Source organism: Algoriphagus litoralis, from assembly GCF_003259255.1.
GTDB lineage: Bacteria > Bacteroidota > Bacteroidia > Cytophagales > Cyclobacteriaceae > Algoriphagus > Algoriphagus litoralis.
Map to the genome: position 1 here is coordinate 85,002 of NZ_QGOL01000009.1, position 21,017 is coordinate 106,018.

The 21,017-nt window shown below is 40.5% G+C and carries 18 protein-coding genes; 7 read left to right on the forward strand and 11 right to left on the reverse strand.

Features of this window, described 5'->3' with window-relative positions:
- Positions 1-5 precede the first annotated feature (5 nt).
- Entirely contained in the window at positions 6-1,349 is a 1,344-nt protein-coding gene (locus DK188_RS11880; RefSeq protein WP_111671050.1) for a TolC family protein, read from the reverse strand.
- A 300-nt stretch (positions 1,350-1,649) separates the two neighbouring features.
- Here DK188_RS11880 and DK188_RS11885 point away from each other — a divergent pair, with 300 nt between their 5' ends.
- Positions 1,650-2,249, forward strand: a complete 600-nt coding sequence (locus DK188_RS11885) for a DUF1684 domain-containing protein (protein ID WP_198673012.1) — start codon at positions 1,650-1,652, stop codon at positions 2,247-2,249.
- Positions 2,250-2,556: 307 nt separating this feature from the next.
- On the opposite strand, the gene DK188_RS11890 is transcribed toward DK188_RS11885, so the two are convergent.
- From DK188_RS11890 to DK188_RS11915, 5 genes are all read right to left on the reverse strand, one after another.
- Entirely contained in the window at positions 2,557-4,878 is a 2,322-nt protein-coding gene (locus DK188_RS11890; RefSeq protein ID WP_111671051.1) for a cation:proton antiporter domain-containing protein, read from the reverse strand.
- 250 nt (positions 4,879-5,128) lie between these two features.
- The gene (locus tag DK188_RS11895) at positions 5,129-5,845 is read right to left on the reverse strand and encodes a LytR/AlgR family response regulator transcription factor (RefSeq protein WP_111671052.1); all 717 of its coding nucleotides are present in this window, start codon (positions 5,843-5,845) and stop codon (positions 5,129-5,131) included.
- Positions 5,829-6,569: a sensor histidine kinase gene (locus DK188_RS11900; protein WP_198673013.1), complete on the reverse strand. Its 741-nt coding sequence runs from the start codon at positions 6,567-6,569 to the stop codon at positions 5,829-5,831. The genes DK188_RS11895 and DK188_RS11900 overlap by 17 nt, the downstream gene beginning before the upstream one ends.
- A 525-nt stretch (positions 6,570-7,094) precedes the next feature.
- A complete protein-coding gene (locus DK188_RS11910) occupies positions 7,095-7,613 on the reverse strand; it encodes a hypothetical protein (RefSeq protein ID WP_111671054.1) in 519 nt (172 codons plus the stop codon).
- 59 nt (positions 7,614-7,672) lie between these two features.
- The gene (locus tag DK188_RS11915; protein ID WP_111671055.1) at positions 7,673-8,005 is read right to left on the reverse strand and encodes a hypothetical protein; all 333 of its coding nucleotides are present in this window, start codon (positions 8,003-8,005) and stop codon (positions 7,673-7,675) included.
- A gap of 1,398 nt (positions 8,006-9,403) precedes the next feature.
- On the opposite strand from DK188_RS11915, the gene DK188_RS11920 reads away from it, so the two are divergent.
- The 6 genes from DK188_RS11920 (at position 9,404) to DK188_RS11950 (ending at position 15,575) form a co-directional block, all read left to right on the forward strand.
- Positions 9,404-9,976 carry an RNA polymerase sigma factor gene (locus DK188_RS11920; protein WP_111671056.1) on the forward strand — a complete coding sequence of 191 codons (573 nt, stop codon included), beginning with the start codon at positions 9,404-9,406 and terminating at the stop codon, positions 9,974-9,976.
- Between the two features lie 626 nt (positions 9,977-10,602).
- Positions 10,603-11,004: a nuclear transport factor 2 family protein gene (locus tag DK188_RS11930; RefSeq protein ID WP_111671057.1), complete on the forward strand. Its 402-nt coding sequence runs from the start codon at positions 10,603-10,605 to the stop codon at positions 11,002-11,004.
- Positions 11,005-11,232: 228 nt separating this feature from the next.
- On the forward strand, positions 11,233-11,865 hold the full coding sequence (locus DK188_RS11935) for an ankyrin repeat domain-containing protein (protein WP_198673014.1): 633 nt from the start codon (positions 11,233-11,235) through the stop codon (positions 11,863-11,865).
- Positions 11,866-12,197: 332 nt separating this feature from the next.
- A complete protein-coding gene (locus tag DK188_RS11940) occupies positions 12,198-13,595 on the forward strand; it encodes a DUF1254 domain-containing protein (protein ID WP_111671059.1) in 1,398 nt (465 codons plus the stop codon).
- A gap of 254 nt (positions 13,596-13,849) precedes the next feature.
- Positions 13,850-14,668 (forward strand): oxidoreductase, encoded by an 819-nt coding sequence (locus DK188_RS11945; protein WP_111671060.1) that lies wholly within the window; start codon positions 13,850-13,852, stop codon positions 14,666-14,668.
- 1 nt (position 14,669) lies between these two features.
- The gene (locus DK188_RS11950; RefSeq protein WP_111671061.1) at positions 14,670-15,575 is read left to right on the forward strand and encodes a helix-turn-helix domain-containing protein; all 906 of its coding nucleotides are present in this window, start codon (positions 14,670-14,672) and stop codon (positions 15,573-15,575) included.
- A gap of 210 nt (positions 15,576-15,785) precedes the next feature.
- On the opposite strand, the gene DK188_RS11955 is transcribed toward DK188_RS11950, so the two are convergent.
- Genes DK188_RS11955 through DK188_RS11975 form a run of 5 tightly spaced genes read right to left on the reverse strand, consistent with a single transcriptional unit; the run spans position 15,786 to position 21,012 of the window.
- The gene (locus tag DK188_RS11955; RefSeq protein ID WP_111671062.1) at positions 15,786-16,562 is read right to left on the reverse strand and encodes a glycosyltransferase family 2 protein; all 777 of its coding nucleotides are present in this window, start codon (positions 16,560-16,562) and stop codon (positions 15,786-15,788) included.
- The gene (locus DK188_RS11960; RefSeq protein WP_111671063.1) at positions 16,559-17,308 is read right to left on the reverse strand and encodes a glycosyltransferase family 2 protein; all 750 of its coding nucleotides are present in this window, start codon (positions 17,306-17,308) and stop codon (positions 16,559-16,561) included. Before DK188_RS11960 ends, DK188_RS11955 begins: the two co-directional genes overlap by 4 nt.
- Complete coding sequence (locus tag DK188_RS11965; protein ID WP_111671064.1) at positions 17,253-18,251, reverse strand: glycosyltransferase family 2 protein; 999 nt, start codon at positions 18,249-18,251, stop codon at positions 17,253-17,255. Before DK188_RS11965 ends, DK188_RS11960 begins: the two co-directional genes overlap by 56 nt.
- On the reverse strand, positions 18,248-19,195 hold the full coding sequence (locus tag DK188_RS11970) for a glycosyltransferase (protein ID WP_111671065.1): 948 nt from the start codon (positions 19,193-19,195) through the stop codon (positions 18,248-18,250). The genes DK188_RS11965 and DK188_RS11970 overlap by 4 nt, the downstream gene beginning before the upstream one ends.
- The gene (locus DK188_RS11975) at positions 19,192-21,012 is read right to left on the reverse strand and encodes an ABC transporter ATP-binding protein (protein WP_111671253.1); all 1,821 of its coding nucleotides are present in this window, start codon (positions 21,010-21,012) and stop codon (positions 19,192-19,194) included. Before DK188_RS11975 ends, DK188_RS11970 begins: the two co-directional genes overlap by 4 nt.
- Positions 21,013-21,017 lie beyond the last annotated feature (5 nt).

Consider the following 21,017-nt stretch of genomic DNA (forward strand, 5'->3'; position numbering starts at 1 on the left):
TTGATTCATTGATTTTGAGAAATGGAGTGGTTTCGAATTGCAACCAAAGCCAGAGAAGTACTGAGATCAGACAATGCAATCAAGTAGTCTAGCTGTTGACTTATCCATTCGTTTTCTACCTGAAGCAATTCATCAACGGGTATCAATCCTTCGATCCATTGGATGCCTGCCAGTCGGTAATTGGCTTCGTAGACTGAAAGCAAGGGTTTGAATCCAGTAATAAGAGCTTGATTTTGAATAAGATCTGCTTCCAGATCCAGTTTTTCCTGCATCATCGACTGGCCTGTTACCTCCAGTTGCTTTTGTGAAATTTGAAGGTCAAGAGCAGCACTTTTGGATTTAAGGCGCTGGCGTCCACCTTGGAAAAGGTTCCATTCCAAACTTAGTCCCCAGATACCCACTTCAAAGGAAGAGGCATCCGATAGATTGAATTGATTGGCCAGTGTCTGCTGAGAGAATCTACCTGAGGCAGACAGGGTGGGGAAATAGCTGCTTCGGGTTTGCCTGAGGACTTGTTCGTTTAAGTTAACCTGCAGCTGCGCTTTCTTATATTCTGGAAGCTGCTCTAATTCATAATCTACTTCCTGATCAGTTTGGGAAGGAATAGCTAGTCTGTCCAGAAAAATAAGTGTAGTACCCTGATCTCCGCCACTGAGGCGGATAATCGAATTCATCGTGGTTTTGACCTGTTTTTCTTGAATATGAACCTGGTTTTTTGCCGAGAGTGCTGAAGCTTCCAGCCGATGATATGGTAATGGCTCCAATTCTCCGAATTCAAATTTCAACTTGGCTATCTGAAAAATGGAATCTGAAATCGCGAATCTGGCGCTTGCCAAATCCAAGCTTTCCTGATGAAGCAGCAATAAGTAGTAGGATCTTGCCAATTGCTCTATCCAAGCTTGTTCCTGACTTGAAATGTCCAGTTGAGTCAGCTCAAACTGAAGTCTCTCGGTTTTTAGCCGGTTCCATAACTCGAGATTGATTAGCGGCATAGTGGCTTCCAATCCCAAGTTGATTTGGTATTGGGTTCCAAATCGTATTTCCGTGAATGTGCCCGGTTCACCCCCCACGGCTTCTGATGGCAGGAGTTGAACGGGAAGTTCTAGGTAGTTGTCCCAAGTGCCATATGCTCTCAAGCTGGGCAAGAGCTCTGATTTGGACTGCCTTTGTGTGTTTTCTGCTTGGAGAAGTTCCAGTTCCCAAATTTGCCTTTCAGCCGAGTTGCTTTTTGCAAAATTCAGGAGGTCCCGAAAGCCTTGTACACTGATTTCTTGACCTTTTACCGGGATCACCCAGAGGAATATCGAAATCAATGTGAGCGCTAGTTGGAGTAAACGGTAGTTTGACATCTTTTCATTTGATGATTGATGTCACCAAATTGAATTCAAGTCTCCATTAGGAAAAAAAAAGGAAAGCGAAGCTGAAGAATTCTATATCGAAGCGGAAGGTTTGAAAATTAAAGCGTTTTTAACTCAGTCTGAAAAAAGGGGAAAAACAGATTTCGGATAGTTTTCAATGCTGTTTTTTGATAGAGATCATGACTCTTGCCTCGAAATTTTAGTTATAAAATTTTAATCTTCAGATTAAAGAATTCACTGAAAAAGATTGCTTAGTTTCACTTTGCTAAACCTTTATTTCGCTTCTCGGATATGCTTCTACGTGTCAGTGTTTTGCTTTTCATCTGTCTGTTTTCGCTCAATTCTTTTTCACAGACCTACCAGGATTCTGTGATGAGTTTTCAGTTGGAATTGAATAAATCCTACGCTGATCCTGTGGAATCCCCATTGGGTATAGATAAATTAATGCGATTTGAAGGCCTGCCCTTTTTCCCCATAAATGAGACCTTCAGAGTAAAGGCAAAACTGGAGATTTTGCCTCCTGCAAGTCCCTTTCAATTGAAAACCAGTGACAGGCAACTCAGGGATTATGATCGGTATGCCATTGCCACATTTAGCTTGAATGGGATCGAGTATCATCTAACCATCTATCAAAATACTGCAAGTAACTTGGATCCGGATGAAGAAAAAAGCCTGTTTTTGCCCTTTACCGACTTAAGTAACGGAAAGGAAACCTATGGAGGAGGAAGATACCTGGATTTTGAAATCCCTGAAGGTGATGTATTGGAGATTGATTTTAATAAGGCTTACAATCCCTATTGTGCCTATAGCAATCGGTATTCTTGCCCGATTCCGCCAAAAGAGAATGATCTTCCTGTAGCAATTCTGGCAGGGGTTATGTATGAGAAATAGGGTAGTACGATTAGGTTGTTTGAGTCCTAAAAGTTATTCTTCTCTTATGGATGAAAGGGCCCTTGAAGCATCTTAGATTTAAAAGTTCTGTATTAGAATGGAAAACAACACCCCAAAACTACCCTGCTCATCCAGTTATGCTCCTGTATCAGGAGGTGGTAAAACTTTTTCACAACAAATTAGAAGTTGAGGTTTGAATTGACTCCAACTAGAAGCTAAGCGCCTTCAATTAGTTATAGCGTGGTTATATTCGTGTTACATTGTTTTCCAGAAAACATGGTGCCATTTCGTATTTCTGGTTCCTGTATTAGGATTGTGAAGGAATGCTTTCTTCTTGAATTTTAATTTTTTCAGATTTTTTATCTGCTAAAATCAATACTGATGGGGAATCGGAAAACCAATCCGGTTTACCTTCAAGCAGCCTTTTCCAACTTCTATATGAAATGACCATTAAATCCTGAGAACTTAAAAAATCAGAAGTAAGGTGATTTTCAAACCGTAATTGAATATGATTTGGAGCTACATGTTCAATGGCCCGAATTGCCTCTTTTATTTCAGTTCTTCCTTTTACTTCTCCAACCGCATCGATCAAGGTGACTTGGGCCCCGGAATTGTTGATCCATTTTTGAGCAAAGGGAACTAAGAAATCATCTTTTGATGAGAAAATGGGGATGAATATCCGGTCAACATTTTTGAAGCCTTTGTCTATCAATACTCCGACGGGTAACCGGCTGTTTCTGATAATGCTTCTGGTTCGTTCGTCAAAAGGAAGATTTTCAAACAGATTTTCCCTTCCTGTCACTTGATTCATCAATCTGTCGGGACTGATAATTCGTGTGGTAAATCCCAACACCTTACCCAGTAAACTTCCCTCGAAGATGGATTGACCCACACCGATGAGGAGCAAATCATAATCACCTTTGTTGGCTACTTCTACAATATCCCCTTCGATATCTGAAGAAGCTTTGAACAGCGTAGTGACTTTTTGATGAAGTGCTTGGGATTCCTGAATGACAGGTGCAAAGCTTTCCCGTTCATAGGCAGTTTGATTGAAATAGTTCAGTTCATCCACTGGACTTAAATGCATGGCCGTGATTGAGGCATTGCCGTTCAATTTTCGAATCAGTCCATGGGCCAATCTTACCAGCGATCTGCCACGTTCGGGGTGGCCGAAGGAAACCAATATTCGGTAATTGCTTTGTTGGATAATTTCCTGGGGAATAAGAGAAGGTTTGGCACGAAAAGACCAATTAATAAGATCCAATGCAGGGCCAGTCATAAAGGTAGTTACCAATGCCATGATCACCATCATCGCGAATATTTCAGGGCTCAATACACCCAGATCGTATCCGATATTGAGCACTACCAATTCCATTAAGCCCCGGGTATTCATAAGTGCTCCTATGGTAAGGCTGTCTTTCCAATTTTGCCCTACAAAACGAGCAGCTACTGCACTGCCCACAAATTTTCCTACGACAGCAACCAGAATGATCATTCCTGTCACTTTCCACAGGTAGGGATCGTTTAAAAGTCCGATTTCTGTCCTCAATCCTGTGTACACAAAAAATAGGGGAAGCAAAAGAACTAGGGCCACGTCTTCCACTTTTTCGATAAAGATATTTCTGAACTTGGTGTTCTCAGGCATAATAGCACCTGCCATGAATGCACCAAATAAGGCATGGATTCCGATCACTTCTGTGGCGTAGGCTGAAATGATTAGTGTAAGAAAAAAAATGGCTACAATTGGCTTGCTGAGGTTTTCTCGCGAGGTATGGAGATCACCGATCCGCTTAAGAAAGGGCCGGATCACTTTGATCATGACAAAAACATAGGCAATAGCCAGTGCAATGACATAAAGTGAGCTGACAAAAGAACCTGCTTTGACGATAGCAATCACGGCTGCCAAAATGCACCAGGCAGTGATGTCGTCTGCCGCTGCACAAGTAATGACTACAGTACCGAGTCTGGTTTTCTGCAAGCCTCTTTCCTGAACAATTCTGGCCAAAACCGGAAATGCCGTAATGCTCATGGCAATGCCCAAAAAAAGACCAAATGAAATAAATTCCACCTCCTCAGCGGCAAATGAAAAATAGATAAAATAGGCCAACCCTATTCCAAGGGTAAAAGGTATCACGATACTGGCATGGCTGATAACCACGGCATCATTTGCTTTATTTCTAAGGACTTTTAGATCGAGCTCCATGCCGATGACGAACATAAACAGGATTAAACCTATCTGGCTTAGAAACTGAAGGTTGCCTAAAGATTCAACTGGGAATAGGGAAATGGAAAGTTCAGGAAATACCCAACCCAAAAGTGAAGGACCCAATACTATCCCGGCAATGATTTCACCGATCACCGTGGGCTGACCGATTTTTTTGCTAAACCATCCAAAAAGCCTTGCCACCAAAATAATGGTCACAATCTGAGCCAATAAAATTGCCAAAGGATGATTCAGATTGTAAGACATGGAATTTAAAAATTCCTGCCATTGGCTGGTCTTAGATTCAGTAATTTCAACGTTCCTTCCGACTTCGAGGATTTTTCCTTTTCCCAGAATGAAGTACATCAATGCGGAAAAGAGTCCGATAGTCGAAAAGTAAAAAATGGTATTCCGGTACTTTCCCATCTATAAGGTTAGGCTATGTTTTTTGGTCCGGGCGATGCAGGTAGCTAGCTCTTCTGACTTATTGACAATCTCAATTTTCAGTAAGAAAAGGCTACCTGGCCTGGCTTGGATCAGGCAATCATCCCCGGATATTATTGGCTGTAGGCCATTCCAAATCGATACTAATTTGAGTTATATTGGATGAATAAAAACAGTCCATGCCCTGAAAATCCGCGCAAATGAATTGAGCTGGTGATTTTTTGTAACAAGTTTAGGATTTCATGTTTTTTAGAAATTCTTCCCGGAATCGATCGCTGAGCGTTAGGATCATGGGTTTGCCAGTGGAGTGGTGCAAAACCGTAGTAATCTGGTCATGGGAAAAGTACTGGACAAAATCCAGGTTTATGATTTCTTGTTTGTTGATCCTGACAAAAGACTTTGAAAGGGTTATTAAAAGGGAATCAAAAGATATGTTTTTAAGGACAATGGAAGAACCGTCTTTCATTTGTGCCAATTTGTCGCGGCTATCCACTGGCGAAGTTCCGATCCAGGCCAATTGTTCAAGTGAGATCCTGGCTTTGCCTTTGTCTGTATTGCAGGTGAAATATCTGCTGGGTTCTGCCTGTGATTTGATCTGGGTTCTAGCCTTCGATATTGCCGTTTTCAATCGTTCCAGCGAAACCGGTTTAAGCAGGTAATCCACTGCATTCAGATCAAATGCCTCAGCGGCATATTCCTTGTAGGCAGTAGCAAAAATGATCGCTTTTCCCTGAAGTAGGTTCGCTACTTTAAGTCCGTTGAACAGGGGCATTTCAATATCAATTATGCACAAATCAAATTCAAGGGCGGGGAATTCTTCCAAAAACTTAGATGGATCATTGAAAGCCTTGATGACACGCAGCCCAGGTACCTGTTCGCAAAGCATTTTGAGATAGGTCAAACCTGGCAATTCATCATCCAGTAACAGGCATTTAAGCACCTTTTCCATCCAGGTCTATTTTCAGTTGCGCCAGATAAACTTCCCCTTCCTTAAATCTTTCCAAAGTATACTTTCCCTTGTAAAGAATACTGAGTCTTTGGTCCAACAATTCCATTCCCAAACCACTGTTTGATTTTGAAAGAGATTCTCGTTCCGATACTTTATTGCTTACTAAAATTGAGAATATCCCAGATCTTAGTTCGATAATAATTCGGACAAAGGAGTCCCCACTTTGAAGATCAGCATGCTTGAAAGCATTCTCTATTAAGTCTATTGAGATCATCGGGGCCAAAACCTTGGCGAGAAAAATTGGGTCATTTTCATCAATTTTGGTTTTTACACTCAATTCAAAAAGTGGACTTAACTTTATTTTATTGATTTCAATCAGATTCAAAGCAAACGCAATTTCTTCCTTTGGGCTTACGAACTTCTGTCTGCTTTCGTAAAGTATGTAATCCAGAACATTGGCTAGTTTGTCTAAGGCGAAGTAGGTTTGATAGGCGTGGGATTGTATTGAATTGAGGATATTTTTAAACAAATGGGGATTGAGTTTGGACTCTAGGTTCTCTAGTTTGAGGGAACCGGTGTTTTCCTCCAGCTGACGTAAAAGTTCAGCAGATTGTCGGTTTTCAGAAGCGGTTTTTTGAAGCTTTTTGTAAAGCACTAAAACCGCAATCACTCCTGCTAGCAGGAGTAAGCTCAGAACCGCTATGCTGATATGTTCAATTGTCACGCTTGGTAATTAAAGTTTACCTGAAAATTAGATAAAAGTGTTTGATAATGGGCGAATTTGATGGTTTCTCTATATCAGGTAAATGGGATGCTAGCACTGCAAGCGATGGAAATTTTTATTCCTGTCCAGATAGTGATGATAAGGAGAACTGAAGTGAAAGCAGGTGGATGGTTGAACCCTCTCAACGATTTTTTTATTGGGAAATTGCTACCCAAGTTAACTTGGGAGGAAACAGAATCAGCGTTTAAAAGGATTTGAATAGACTAGAATAATGACTTTCCGAATGGTATAGGTATAGAAATTTCCTGTAGCTGAGAAGTTAACTAAATGACCAACGAAAAGTGCCTTATGGATCGATTAAAAATTATCGACTTAATGGCCTAGGTATTTTTTCGATTTTTACCTGAAAGGGTCTTCTCGCTCCTTAAAAGTCAATTGTTGAAAAATCCATTTGTTTCTTTTTCATAATAAACTGGGTGTAATCATTTTTGAATGCAAAATGACCCCACCCAGTTGAGTTTAGATTTATACTGCCAACTTGATTTTTTGGCCAGATTTTAAATGTCCATTGATGGTTTGAACCCAATAGTTTGCAATGGAGACTTCATCGTCCAGCTTGGCGTCTTCTTTTTTGTCATAGACAGAAATGCTTTTTACCGCTTTCTTGGGGTCTTTGAAGTATAGCAGGATATTCAAGTATTCTGGTCTTTTGATGCGTTCCTTTTTGTGTTTCAGTTCCTCGTAGTGAACGTCCAGAGAGGCATGGTCTACTTCCTCCAAGTTGACCGTTATTTCAGAAGGGAACTGGCCATATTTGTAGTAAATCAACATGTTTTTTTCAGTGTCCAGACCCAGAATGTAATGGTTTCGCCACTTTTGGACTTTGTTCAACACCACGTTTTTTTCAGAAGTAAATTCCTGAAATGAATGGGTGGTTTTGCTTTCCATTCCATTTGATTGGATGATGTAATACAGGTATGGCAGGCTGATTAGAAACAGCCCAAGAAGGACAATCCAAAGATTGTCCAGTGGATTAAATTCCATAGATTTTTAGAGAGTTTAGTAAACGTTAATTAGAATGGGATTCGATAATTGACGTCTCTCTACCAAGTATGGAAGAAATGAATAAATAGTTTTTTTATATCAAAAAGTGGAAGGCTTGAAAAGCTGGAGTTGAGTGTGGTAGTGTAAGAATAAATACCAAGGGAGGAGCTCCATCCTGTAGCGTGCATGAAAATCTGGGATTTCCATTCAAACTCGAAGGATATGCTTTCAGGGATCTGAAGGCATTCTGATAGCTCGACATTTACGGATTGAAGCGTTGATTTGGAATCCTCCTGAAATTGAGGCCTAAGCTCTGGAGAGAAGGTAAAAAATAGGATCAGGCCAACAATCCAGTTGAATAAAAGAACACCTAGTGTCAGCCTTGATTTCATGATTTTACAAACACATGAAATATACGATATTTTTCATTTGCTACACGTAGCATAAAAGTTTTCGAGGAATTAATCCCTTGATAAAACTTTTTCCAGGCAAATCCAGCCCCTGATTTTTTCTGGGCCAGAGACTTAGTCCATTTCAAGGAGTTTCTTCTAGTTTCGCTTTGGATGTTTGGTGGATTTGATGGAAAAGCTGTGGGATTCATCCATGCTTTGATGACCAAACCGGCCTGTGCCGACAGGCCAGATTTCTATTTAGATCGAGCTTAGAACTGACCCAGATATTTCGCCATATCCAGTTCGAGAGCGTTAAAGGAAGCAGTATCTATGGAGGGTTAAGTTGGGAGCTGGGTACCAGAGTAATTTTTGGAGGTAAAAATCCAGGAATAGACCAGTTGGGACGGTTGGAGTTGAAGGCTAAGCTTTCAAAAAATCCAAGCAGGAGTATAATTGTCCAATCTCTGGAAGTAATTTGTTGCTGGAGTTCAATAGCAGATCAATTTAGTATGGAGTAATTCCACCAAGAAACCTAGTTAAACCCAGCTATTCGATAAGTCCTTATCTGAGTAACCTTTGACTTAATCCCATGCTTTATTGAAGCCGGGTTTAATCCCTTAAAAAAAAAATTAGGTGTAGTGACGGCGGCTTTTCAGTGTATGTGCCTGAGACAGAATTTCATCCTAAGAAGTCGTGGGACAGGTGCCCTTGTTGCAGGTTTTGGGGAAGGATAAGATGTTGAAAAAAATGTCGAATCGAATTAAAGGAACAGATTGCCTAATTTCAGATCAATTTATACACAATTAAAAGTCAGGTAAGTGAGATAAAATTAAAGTTGCCGAAAAGCTGGTGAAACAAGATTTATCACCTCGGCAAGTTGATTCATTTGCTTGTGATTTTTTATTTCATGTATATCCGCAATTGCACCAGCACTAAAGTGAAAGCAGAATAAGATTTATGAAGTCGAAATTTTTACAAAAACTCAAATAGCCTTCTTAATTAGCTCCGAAGGAGCCAAACCATTCATGACCCTGTACGGAGTGCAGGGTAGTCATTGATAATTTCCTTCCTTTGAGCCCTGAAAGGGTGAAACTTTAACGTGTCACCCTTTCAGGGCTCCTTTTCTAATATCTTGACTTTGCCCCCGGCTACACTGGGGGTTATGAATTGTTACGATCCTTCGGATCTTAGGCTACCAAACATTGACCTTTATATCTCCTAATTAAATTTGCCTAGTGGCATCTTTGCGGATAATCATATTTTATTTTTTAGGAAAACCTGTTGATAATAAGTCAGAAACATAGGCTCATTTCTAAAAGCTAAAAAAAATGAAGAAAAAAAAGTCATGCTTGTAAGGTTGGAGGTGTTTTTTTCATCTTATAGGTAAATTTTATCCGGATGTCAAACTTAGTCAGTTTTGAAAAAACCTATCAGACTAGTTATTCTTCAATACGGCGATTATGCAGGGGGTATGCCAACGACCCTGAGGAAGCTGAGGATCTTGTTCAGGAAACATTTATATGTGCTTGGGAAAACTGGCATCGGTTCAGACAGGAATCTCTTGTAAGCACTTGGATTTACAGAATTGCTGTGAACGTTTGTTTAGCACATATTCGGAAAGCTGGCAAAAAGCCGATTTCCACCGTAGGTGATGTACAGAAGTTTGATTCAATACCGAGTTCAGATGATGGAGTAGAAGAGAGGCTTGAACAGCTATATCAGTGCATTAGTCAACTTCGCCCCTCAGACCGAATCCTCATCACCTTGGTTTTGGAAGAATTACCCTACCTGGAAATAGCGGCGATCACTGGAATCAAGGAGAATACGATTGCTGTAGTGCCTCCTCTGCGTTTGCCTTTGGGAAAAATTGCCTTGCAATCCCTCAATTCCAAATTGGAAAGTGTAAGTGCTGATATTCAATTCTCTAGACACATTGCAGAAAATGTGGTTTTCAATCCAGATCCTGGATAATGAAAAGATTAATACAAGACTGAAATCTGCTTGAACTATATACCTTGTCAATTCGTGCGTAGGTCGAATCACAATAAGGATACTGTTAAGACCTGTCCAATTCAATGAATATGTTTGATACACCCAGAAGCTACTTTCCAAATTGGAACAGTTTACCTTTTCTTTTTACCCGATTAGCAGGCGCTGAAAAAAATAAAGCTCTTAAGGTTGATCCGAAGTGGTTTTGATACCATATCCCGCATATATTTTAACAGTTGATCACCTTGATTTAAAGGATCCGAGCTATGAAGTGAATAGTGGAGAAAAGGTACTTTTACAAAGGAAAAAGAATACGAGTATCTGATTTGGTATTCGGACTTTACCAAAAATGCAGACTGTCAAAATATTGCAGAACTATCCGCATCTTCCTGAATTAGAATATAGGAAGAATGTCTAAAAACAGTTGAATAAAGAACAATTGCCATCAATGGTAAGAAAAGTTTAAATAGCGCTATATTCCAGAGTTTCGTGCTTATACCACTTGAGGTTTACAGGAAGTTTGGTGTTTCCAAAAAGTGTTATTTGATAAACTTACATGCGATCCGATATGCCTCCATTATAATTACACTTTACTGAACTCAAAGATTATGAAAGAAAAGAATACCAATAAAGAAATTATAAAAAGGATTTTCATGGAGCTATCCAAAGGCAATGATGAACCTCTCTTAGAAGCAATGTCAGAAGATATGCAATGGAATTGGAAGGGCTCAGGAAAATGGTCAAAATCCTTTGTGGGTAAGAAGGAAGTCATCAATGATTTATGGGCAAACGTGAGAACTTCAATTAAACAACCTTACACGGTTTTAGTACATCGAATCATAGCTGACGGAGCGAACGTGGTTGTTGAAATGACAGGACAAAATCAAACTATTACGGGCAAAGATTACCTTAACAATTATTGTTGGATTTGTAGGCTTAAAGACGGAAAAATCTGTGAGATTAATGAATACATGGACACAGAATTGGTGACAAAAGCGTTTAGCGATTAAAATAAGGAAATGATTGGGCAAAACTTTGTAGTTGATTTTGGATTGTCCTAATCTGTTTTACACTTCCAATGTCAGCATGAGCGATATTTTTGAGCACTATTAAATTTGGTAGGAGAAATGGACTATTTGCAAAAAATCCTAACGGACTTTGAATTGCATTCCGCTGACGGAATAAAGGAGTGTTTTAGAAACGGGGTGAATCCAAATCAGGAGCTCAACGGGAAACCTTTGATTTATGAACTTATTAATATGTACACCCGGGGTCCCTTGTTCAAAAATTGTGTACAGGTTTTTGTTGAAAATGGATTAGTCTTTAATGATGATGTGTTGCTTTCTGTGTTATTGGACGAGGCTTCAGCACTTGACCAATTCCTAGTTGACAATAGGGCGGCTATTTCAAAGAGGTATTCTTTAAACTGTGCATTTACACCGCTTTATGAAGTTTCACTGCTCCACATTTGTGCAGAATATAACCATGTAGCCTGCGCCAAAGTCCTGGTAAACCATGGGGCTGACATTAATTTCAAAGCAGGAATTGATGAGCATGGGTTTGGGGGACATACACCCATCTTCCATACAGTAAACCAAGATGGAAATAAGAGCATCGATGCATTGAAATTTTTGATTTCCAAACAGGCAGACTTAGCCATTACTGTGAATGGGCTTATTTGGGGAAAGGGCTATGAATGGGAAACATTTATTCCATCTGTAAATCCAATCAGTTATTCAATGATGGGTTTGCTGAGGCAATTCCAAAGAACGGAAAAACAAATTTATGAGGTCGTTTCATTATTGATTAAATCTCAATATGGCATTGACTATTTTCCAACTAACATTCCAAACAAATACTTGAAAAGTTAATAAGAATGACATAATTAAATGACAGCTACCGAGGGTTAGGTAAAAATCAATCTTGGGAATCCAAAGTCCTCAACCATCTTTTTACGCTTTAACTTTAAGTAAAAAAAAGATGTCAGTTCGATTTTTTTTATTTGAAATGGGTATTGGATCCATTAATTCAAATAACCAGTATTTACCACTTCCTTTTCACCTTAATACCCAACTCAGAATTTCAACTTTTTAATTATCTTAATCCTAATATTTGAAATCTATTACCCGCACAGTGTTAACCTTCCGATTCGATAGGTTCGATTAAAACTGAATAATTCGTTCAATAATAAAATAAGCTAACCATGAAGAGAATTAGCATGAGATTATTGTCATTTCTCCTCCTAGCTATTTGGGGATGTCAAACAGGAAACGAAAGCATTACACCTGAAGAAGCTCGTACGATAGCTAAAGAGGCTTACATTTATGGTTTTCCTTTAGTGGATAACTATAGAATCTCATACGCTTACTTTGTGGACGAGAAAAATCCGGAGTATAAAGGACCTTGGAATCAAATTAGAAACTTTTCCCGCGTTTTTACTCCTGAAGACAAAGCTGTTCAGACTCCTAACTCAGATACTTATTATTCATTTCTGGGCTTAGATTTACGAACAGAACCGATAGTTCTCACCGTTCCTTCCCTAGAAAAAAACCGCTATTTTAGTCTTCAACTTGTGGACGCTTACACTTTTAACTTTGACTATATTGGAACTCGTACTACAGGGAATGACGGTGGGAAGTTTCTGATCGCGGGGCCAAATTGGAAAGGGGAGCAACCTGAAGAAATCGAGAAGGTTATTTATTCAGAAACAGAATTGGTATTGGTTCCCTTCAGGACCCAGTTATTCAACCCTGATGACAGTGAAAATGTGGTGAAAATCCAGGAAGGCTACAAAGCCCAGCCACTTTCTGAATACCTCGGTCAATCAAGTCCAGAAGCAGCAAAACCAATCGAGTTTATCCAGCCACTTACGCCAGAGCAACAAAAGTCTTCGCTTGACTTTTTTAAAGTCCTGAATTTCACATTGCAGTTTTGCCCTACACACTCCTCAGAAATGGAATTGATGGAGCGGTTTTCAAAAATCGGAGTAGGGGCCAATAAGGATTTTGATGCCGAAAAGCTCTCCCCAGAAATTAAAGCTGCCATTGCGCAGGGTATGGAAGACGCCTGGACTGAATTTGCGGAATTGAAGAAAGAAATGGATGCGGGAAAGGTGGTTTTTGGAGATTGCTTTGGAACCCGGGAGTTTCTTAAAAACAATTACCTATATCGAATGGCAGCAGCAGTAATGGGAATTTATGGCAACTCCAAGGAAGAAGCGATGTATCCGATGTATGCCGTTGATTCCAACGGAAACGAACTCGATGGCAATAACAAATACATGGTCAAATTTTCCGCTAACCAACTCCCGCCAGCTAATGCATTCTGGTCGCTGACCATGTATGAACTGCCTTCAAGCCTGCTTTATGCCAATCCGATCAACCGCTACCTGCTCAATTCTCCGATGATTCCAGATTTCAAGCGGGATCCAGACGGTGGACTTACGCTATATATCCAAAATGAGTCACCTGGAAAGGAGTTGGAAACTAACTGGTTACCTGCTCCAAAAGGACCATTCTTGATGGTTTTACGCATTTACTGGCCAAAGGAAGAGGCATTAAACGGAACTTGGAAACAGCCAGCATTAGTTATGGTCAATTAACTGACATTACCAATGAGCTAATCGCAAGTAGGGGAGGCCGAGCTTCGAAAGATTCGAAAATGCTAAAATCGGTAGGTCGACTCGAGAGAGGAGTTTATTGGGATTAAGCAGGCGATTCACCTGTACTTATCGGTGATTGAAAGAAAGCCTTCGAACTCAGTAATCTGTAAAAAGTATACAACATCCTTGAATTTGTATTAACAGTCAGCTGTTTGCGTGATCTACTTTTGCATGGTAAACATTAGATCAAAGAAATGGACAGGAAAGTAATATTAATCACGGGTGCAAGCTCAGGAATGGGCAAAGAGACTGCCAAGGCTCTTATAGGACAAGGTCATACAGTTTATACTGTTGCTAGACGTATTGAACAAATGCAGGATCTAGAATCTTTGGGCGGGTATCCAATCCAAATGGATGTGACCAATGAACGTGATATTCAAAATGTTGTGGATACAATCATTTTGAAAGAAGGGAAAATAGATGTGCTTTGGAATAATGCAGGATATGGCCTTTATGGAGCTGTAGAAGATATCCCGGTAGATGAAGCCAGAAAACAATTTGAAGTAAATTTATTTGGCTTAGCTTCCGTTACCCAAAAGGTTTTGCCTAGTATGCGAAAAGCAAAAAGCGGAACCATAATCAATACCTCATCGATGGGAGGTAAAATGTACACGCCTTTGGGTGCTTGGTATCACGCGAGCAAACATGCTGTTGAGGGACTTAGTGACTGCCTGAGACTAGAGCTGAAAGAATTTAACATCCATGTTGTTGTTTTGGAGCCGGGAATTATTGTTACTGAGTTTGGGGATGTCATGCTTCAAAATATAAGTGCCTTTTCGTCAAAAGGTTATTATGCGTCACTTACAGGCAAACTTATAGCAGCGACGAAAAAAATGTACGATAGTGGGCGAGGTTCAAAGGCTACTGTAATAGCCAATACAGTAAGCAAAATCGTCAAATCTGAAAAACCAAAAACAAGGTACAGAGTAGGCTTGTGGGCTAAACCAATGGTTTGGATGAGAATTTATCTTGGAGATAGCCTATTTGATAAAATTGTAATGAGTCAAGTGTAAAATGAAGCCAATTATCCAACTCAAAAGCATTTTCGAGATTAACAATTTTGTACAGTGTAAAACCAAACACCCTTTGGTGGCGGTAGTTGACTTTAGCAAAACCGACGAATTTATTGAAAATGAAACCCGAATAAGTGCAGATTTCTATTCAATCATGTTTAAAAACTATTGTGCAAACAAACTTAGATATGGGAGACAGGATTACGATTTTCAAGATGGAAGCTTGATTTGCATTGCGCCCAAGCAAGTCCTAATTATGGACAATGAAATTGAAAGGAAAGAAAATATGATGGGTTGGGGTTTGTTTTTTCACCCTGACTTGCTACGAGGGACTTCATTAAGTAACAAAATGAAGGACTATACCTTTTTTTCTTATGAAACTTCGGAAGCTCTGCACTTATCAGACAAAGAAAAGCAAATCCTGTACGATTGTATTCTGAAAATAGAAAATGAGCTACATGAAAACATTGACAGTCATAGTCAAAAATTAATTGTAACAAACATTGAGCTTTTGCTAAACTATTGTGATCGGTATTATGGGAGGCAATTTATTACTCGGAAAAATACCAATACAAATACTGTTGCTCAAATTGAAAATCTATTAAACACCTATTTTAAATCCGAAAAGCTGAAGGAAAAAGGTTTGCCAACGGTGAAATATTTAGCTGACCAGGTGCATTTATCGCCAAGCTATCTAAGTGATTTACTCAAAAAAGAAACAGGAAGAAATGCACAAGACCATATCCATTATCACCTGATTGAAGAAGCAAAAAATATTTTACTGAATACAGATAATTCAGTAAGTGAAATAGCCTATTCTTTGGGCTTTGAGTACCCACAATATTTTAGCAAACTTTTTAAGAAAAAGACGGGACAAACACCAATCGAGTACAGGAAATTAAATTAGCAGAGCAAAAGTGGAAAGTAGTACTAATCTTCCTGCTATTTTGATCTAAGTCTGGGGAATTACATTTCCGCTGGGGTTATTGACGATTTTTTCCTTTATGATTAAATAAAAGCTGCGTTTTTTTCTTTTTATTAAATCAATTATCCCTGGAATTCAGGCATTGATTTTTAAAGTCTTTCGATTTTTTGGTTTCTTGAGTGGAGAGGGGTTTTATCCAGCTAGAAATCGGAGCGGTGGGTTGATGATTTTTGATAATCCTCTGGGATTCCGCAAAGGGCCTTTGAGATAGCTTTCGAAGAACGCTGCGTGTTTTCGATTGAGAAGTTGTATGGTTAGTTTTTTGGCAAAAGCATTCGTGGATTTTCTTCGAGATCCCTCCCGGATTCGGTAATAAAACCCAACCAGCTGCAATTTTTCAACTTTTCCTCCCTCCTTAAGCATGCTTATCCAAAACTCCCAATCTTCCCAGCCATAGGTGAATCGGGGGTCAAAACCACCTACTTTATGCCAGTCTGATTTTCGAAAGAGAGCTGAGACAAAAATCATGTTGTCCAGAGCAAGCTGGTTAAGTGAAAAAGGTTTTAGGCTCCAAAAACCACATTTACTGCCGAATTTCTCGGCTTCACAATATACTACCTTGACCTCCTGATCCGCTTCGATTTTTTTCACAGCGAAAGTAATGTAATCGGGGTGGATTTTATCGTCTGAGTCTAAAGGCAGAATGTACGTTCCGGAAGCGAGATGGATCGCTCGATTTCTGGCAATGGATGGTCCTTGGTTGCATTGCCGATAGACCTTGATTTTATCCGGATGGCGCTTGGACCAGTCATCGAGAATGGCAAGGGTTGAATCCGTAGAGCCGTCATCCATTACAATCAATTCGAAATTGGGATAGGTGATAGCTAAGGCAGATGCCAGCGTCTCTTCCAAAAATGTCGAAGAATTGTATGTTGGCATGACGATAGAGACAAGTGGGGAATCATTCATCGGAGGCGTATTTGTGGGTTTTTAAAAAATTGTTTTCGTTTATAATTCAAATACGAGAAGTAAGATCTGGACTCCCATTTGCATTCGTAGAAAAAACGCTCTTCGGTGGTCAACATCAGCTGCTCCCGTTCGGATTTTGTTTTCAGGGTTTGACTTTCCAGATGATCCACCTGGGAGGAGCTGACCAAGCCGTGAAGGATCTTATGCTTCTTAAGCGTATTCGCATAGTCATTGTCTGCGTACCAAAACCGAAATCGTTCATCCAATAATCCTGTTTTACGAAGCATGCTGCGCTTGAAAAACAGACACCAGCCCGCTATGTGTCTTCTGACCTCATAACCAAAATGAGTTCCGGTATTTGGGTATATCCCCCGTTCCCGATGATTAATTTCACAGAGCGGAGATGCACTTTCCAGTTCCGGATAGGTACGAAAAGTTTCAAGGATACTACTTGCCCATCCCGGCTGAAAGACCAAATCATTGTTGCAAAGGACGACGTAAGAGGCTCTTCCCTTTCTTATTCCCCAATTCATAAACCGATTGTAATTAAAAGGCTTACGGGGAAATATCGTTTGGCAAAATGGATAGGAATAGGGATTCGTATTGGCAGATTCATAAACCTGAATCAGAAAGCGGATTTTGTTGGGATCCTCCGAATTGATCAAGGACTCCAAGGCTTGGCAGGTCAACTTACGCAGTTCTGGAGTCTGTGCGTTTGACAGGATAATGATGTCTAGTTCTTGCATGGATTTTATTGATTGTTTTTCTTCTGAAATTGAGTGCTTTCAGGTAATAGGAAAAGACCATGGTCCAAGGGTAAATCCTTGACATTTTAACCAAATGGCGCATACTGGCGAGGGGCCCATGGTACATGATGTATTTGAACAGTGCCTGTTTTCGGCTTTCATTCAGATTTATCAAAAAAGACTTTTCTCTCCCAGAAAGAAATTGAGCTTCCTTGATCTGGTTTTTTAGCCAATCTCTCAGATGAAGCTCACCGTATCGCATAGTTTGGGTCTGTTGGCTTACACTGGATCGATGCACCCGAATGAGCGTATAAGCTGCTTCATTGTGTAAGTACTGAACGCGTGCCCCAGCCAAAACACACTGTGCCCAAAATTGCCAGTCCTCAGTATGGGAGACATTTTCTGGAAATAAACCAGAATGGGTAAGGATACTTTTGCGGATTAAGGGACTGCTGACCACAGCAAGATTGTTTCGAATCAACTGCTCCAAGGCAAAGACTCCGTGGCCGGAAAAGCGGATCATCCATTCCCTTCCCAAAAATTCCTGATCAGGATAGCGGATTTCAGGCACACCATCTTGGAAATAATGGTTTTCTGTATAACAAAGATCCACTTCGGGGTGGCTTTGAAAGAAGTCCACTTGAAGCTGAAGCTTAGCTTCGCTCAATAGATCATCGGCATCCAAGAACTGGATAAATTCTCCATTGGCTTTTTTCAATCCAAGATTTCTTGCAGAAGAAACCCCTGAGTTGGGTTGGTAGAAATATTGAATTCGGGATTCATAAGCCTGCCACGAGCGGACTACCTCCATGGTTTGGTCGGTGGAGCCATCGTCTATCACAATAGCCTCCCAATCGGAATAAGTTTGGGATTGCAAGTTTGAAAAGCATTCTGCCAAATACCTTCCATAGTTGTAACAGGGGATGATAATGGATACTTTCATCGGCTTCGATAGAATAGGGTTTTTAATTTTAATCCCAGGGTATATCGGAATACAAATCCCAATTGGCTGAAAAGCGAGTAGGGAAGGATTTCTAGGATCTCCGAACGTTGTTTCCAAATTTCCAAGCCCAAGTCCAAGCAGAAATACTTACGCTCTCTTGATTTGGCGAGCTTTTCAAACCTGAAAACAGGATGGGAATCGCTTCGATTTCGGATAAAGTTCGAACATTGACTGAGCCAATAGTTTTCTCTGGATATCCTTGTTAAGACTCGCTCCCTTCCGCTTACCTGTTTTTTGTTGCCCAAAATGTCGGTTTGGTTGGATTGATGTTGTCTATACTTCACCAATACCTCAGGACAGTACTTGATGGAGCCGCTTTCCAAAGCCACAAATGCCAGCCAATGATCGTAAAATCCCTGTTCGGGAAACGGCAAGGCATAGTTCAGTAGCTGTTTGTTGAATAACATACTATGGCCTGAAATACAGTTGAACAACAGGAAAGCGGATTGCCGATTCCAGCTTTTCAATCGAAATTTATCCGACATCCGAAATTCAAGACTTCGACCATGTTCATCAATCAACAGAGAGTCGTGATAGGCAATCTGATGCATACCGATGGCTTGGTGTATCCTCTCCAGTTTATGTGGCAACCAAATGTCATCCTGGTCACAGGGGGCAATAAATTCACCCTGACAATCTGTGAAAACAGCCTCAAAATTCTTTTGCAAACCCATCCTAACAGGGTTTTGCACCAGATGTATGTTTGGGAATCGCGCTTGAAATTCCTTGATGATTGCCACCGTTTCATCCTCTGATTGATCATCTCGGATTCGGATTTCGAGTGATGGATAGGTTTGTTGGACAAGAGAATCAAGCTGTTGCCTTAGGTAAGGAGCTCCGTTGTAAGTGCATAGGCCTATGGAAATCAATGGGAACTTGGTCATACTTTTTCCAGGCTTTGTTTCTCAATGAGTCTACTGTAGCTGCCTTCTTGATAGAGCAATTCAAAATGGGTTCCCCGTTCAGTTATTTTTCCGTTTTCAATAACCAGGATCTGATCCGCTTTTTGAATGGTGCTCAGCCGGTGAGCTATAACCAGAGTGGTCCGGTTTACCATCAGTTTCTGCAAAGCATCCTGAACCAAATGTTCGGATTCAGTATCCAAAGCAGAGGTGGCTTCATCCAAAAGTAAAATCGGTGGATTTTGCAAAACAGCTCTTGCTAAGCATATTCGCTGACGTTGGCCCCCTGATAAGCGTGCACCTCGATCTCCTATGGTAGTATCATATCCCTTTTCGGTGGCAATGATAAATTCATGCGCATTGGCTATGCGTGCGGCTGCTTCGACTTCCTGATCACTAGCTTCAGGTTTGCCAAAAGCAATGTTATTTCTGATACTGTCATGGAATAGAATGCTTTCCTGATTCACCATGCCGATAAGTGAGCGTATGGATTCCGCTTTGATCAGCTGTAAATCAATGCCATCAACTGTAATCTTACCCAGTGTAGGGCTGTGGAATTTGGGGATGAAATCCATTAACGTAGACTTTCCACCGCCAGAGGGGCCGACCAGTGCGATGGTTTTGCCCTTTGGAATAGTGAAACTTATTTCTTTTAGAATAGGCTTTGCTTCGTAGGCGAATGTGACGCATTCAAATCTGATTTCTTTGGAAAAAGTAGACAGATGGATTTTGTCATTGCCAGCGGATTGGCTGGGCTTTTCATCTAAAACTTCCAGAATGCGTTCGCCGGCAGCTAGTCCGGAGTTAAGCGAGCTGAATGATTCAGTCATTGCCTTCGCTGGGCGCATAATCTGAGAGAATACAGCGATGTAAGTGATAAATGAGGCTGCTGAAAGACCTGCGTCTCCCAATAAAACCAAGTTCCCTCCGTAAAGAACCAAAATGGTAACCATCACCACCCCCAGAAATTCGCTGGTGGGTGAGGCCAATTGCTGTCGGTAAGCCATTCTTTTCCCTAAGTCAGAAAATGCGAGATTCTCTTTGGAAAATTTAGCCTTAGTCCGTTCGCTTGCATTGAATGCTTTCACCACGCGAATCCCTGACAAGGCTTCATCGAGATAACTGATCATCATCCCAAACCGCTCCTGGGCTTCTTTTGCCTGAGCTTTGAGTCTACTGACAATTTTAGAAATTGCCCATGCGGACACGGGAATGACCAGACTTGCAAACAGGGTTAATTTGACAGAAATGGAAAATAAGATGACCAGATAAGCAATCAGTTGGAGAGGTTCTTTGAATAAAACCTGAAGTGTACTGGTTACTGAGTATTGAACTACCTGTACATCTGAGGCAATTTTTGATATAATATTTCCTTTCCGTTGGGCGGTAAAGTAGGCCAAATCCATGTCCAGCACATGGTTAAACAGGGAGTTCCTCAGGTTAAGAAGCGTGTGGATTCTGAAGTTTTCCATCACACGGAATGAGAAATAGCGGAAGAGATTGCTGAGCAACACAGAGGTTAGAATGGCTCCACAAATCCATTTCAATGCTTCCATCTGCCCTAACTGCTCCTGAATCCGATGCGTGGCATATTCCAACCAGGACATAAAATCCAAGTTTGATTCGGGCGGAGTCTTTTGAATTCCCTCTGAATTCTTAAATAAGGCAGCAAGCAAAGGAGCCAAAAGTGCTAGATTCAGTGTGTTGAAAACGGTGGCAATCACCGTTAGAAAAAAGTATGGAATCGCATACTTTTCTATGGGTTTGGCAAATCCCAATAGTCTCAGATAGGTATTCATATCGG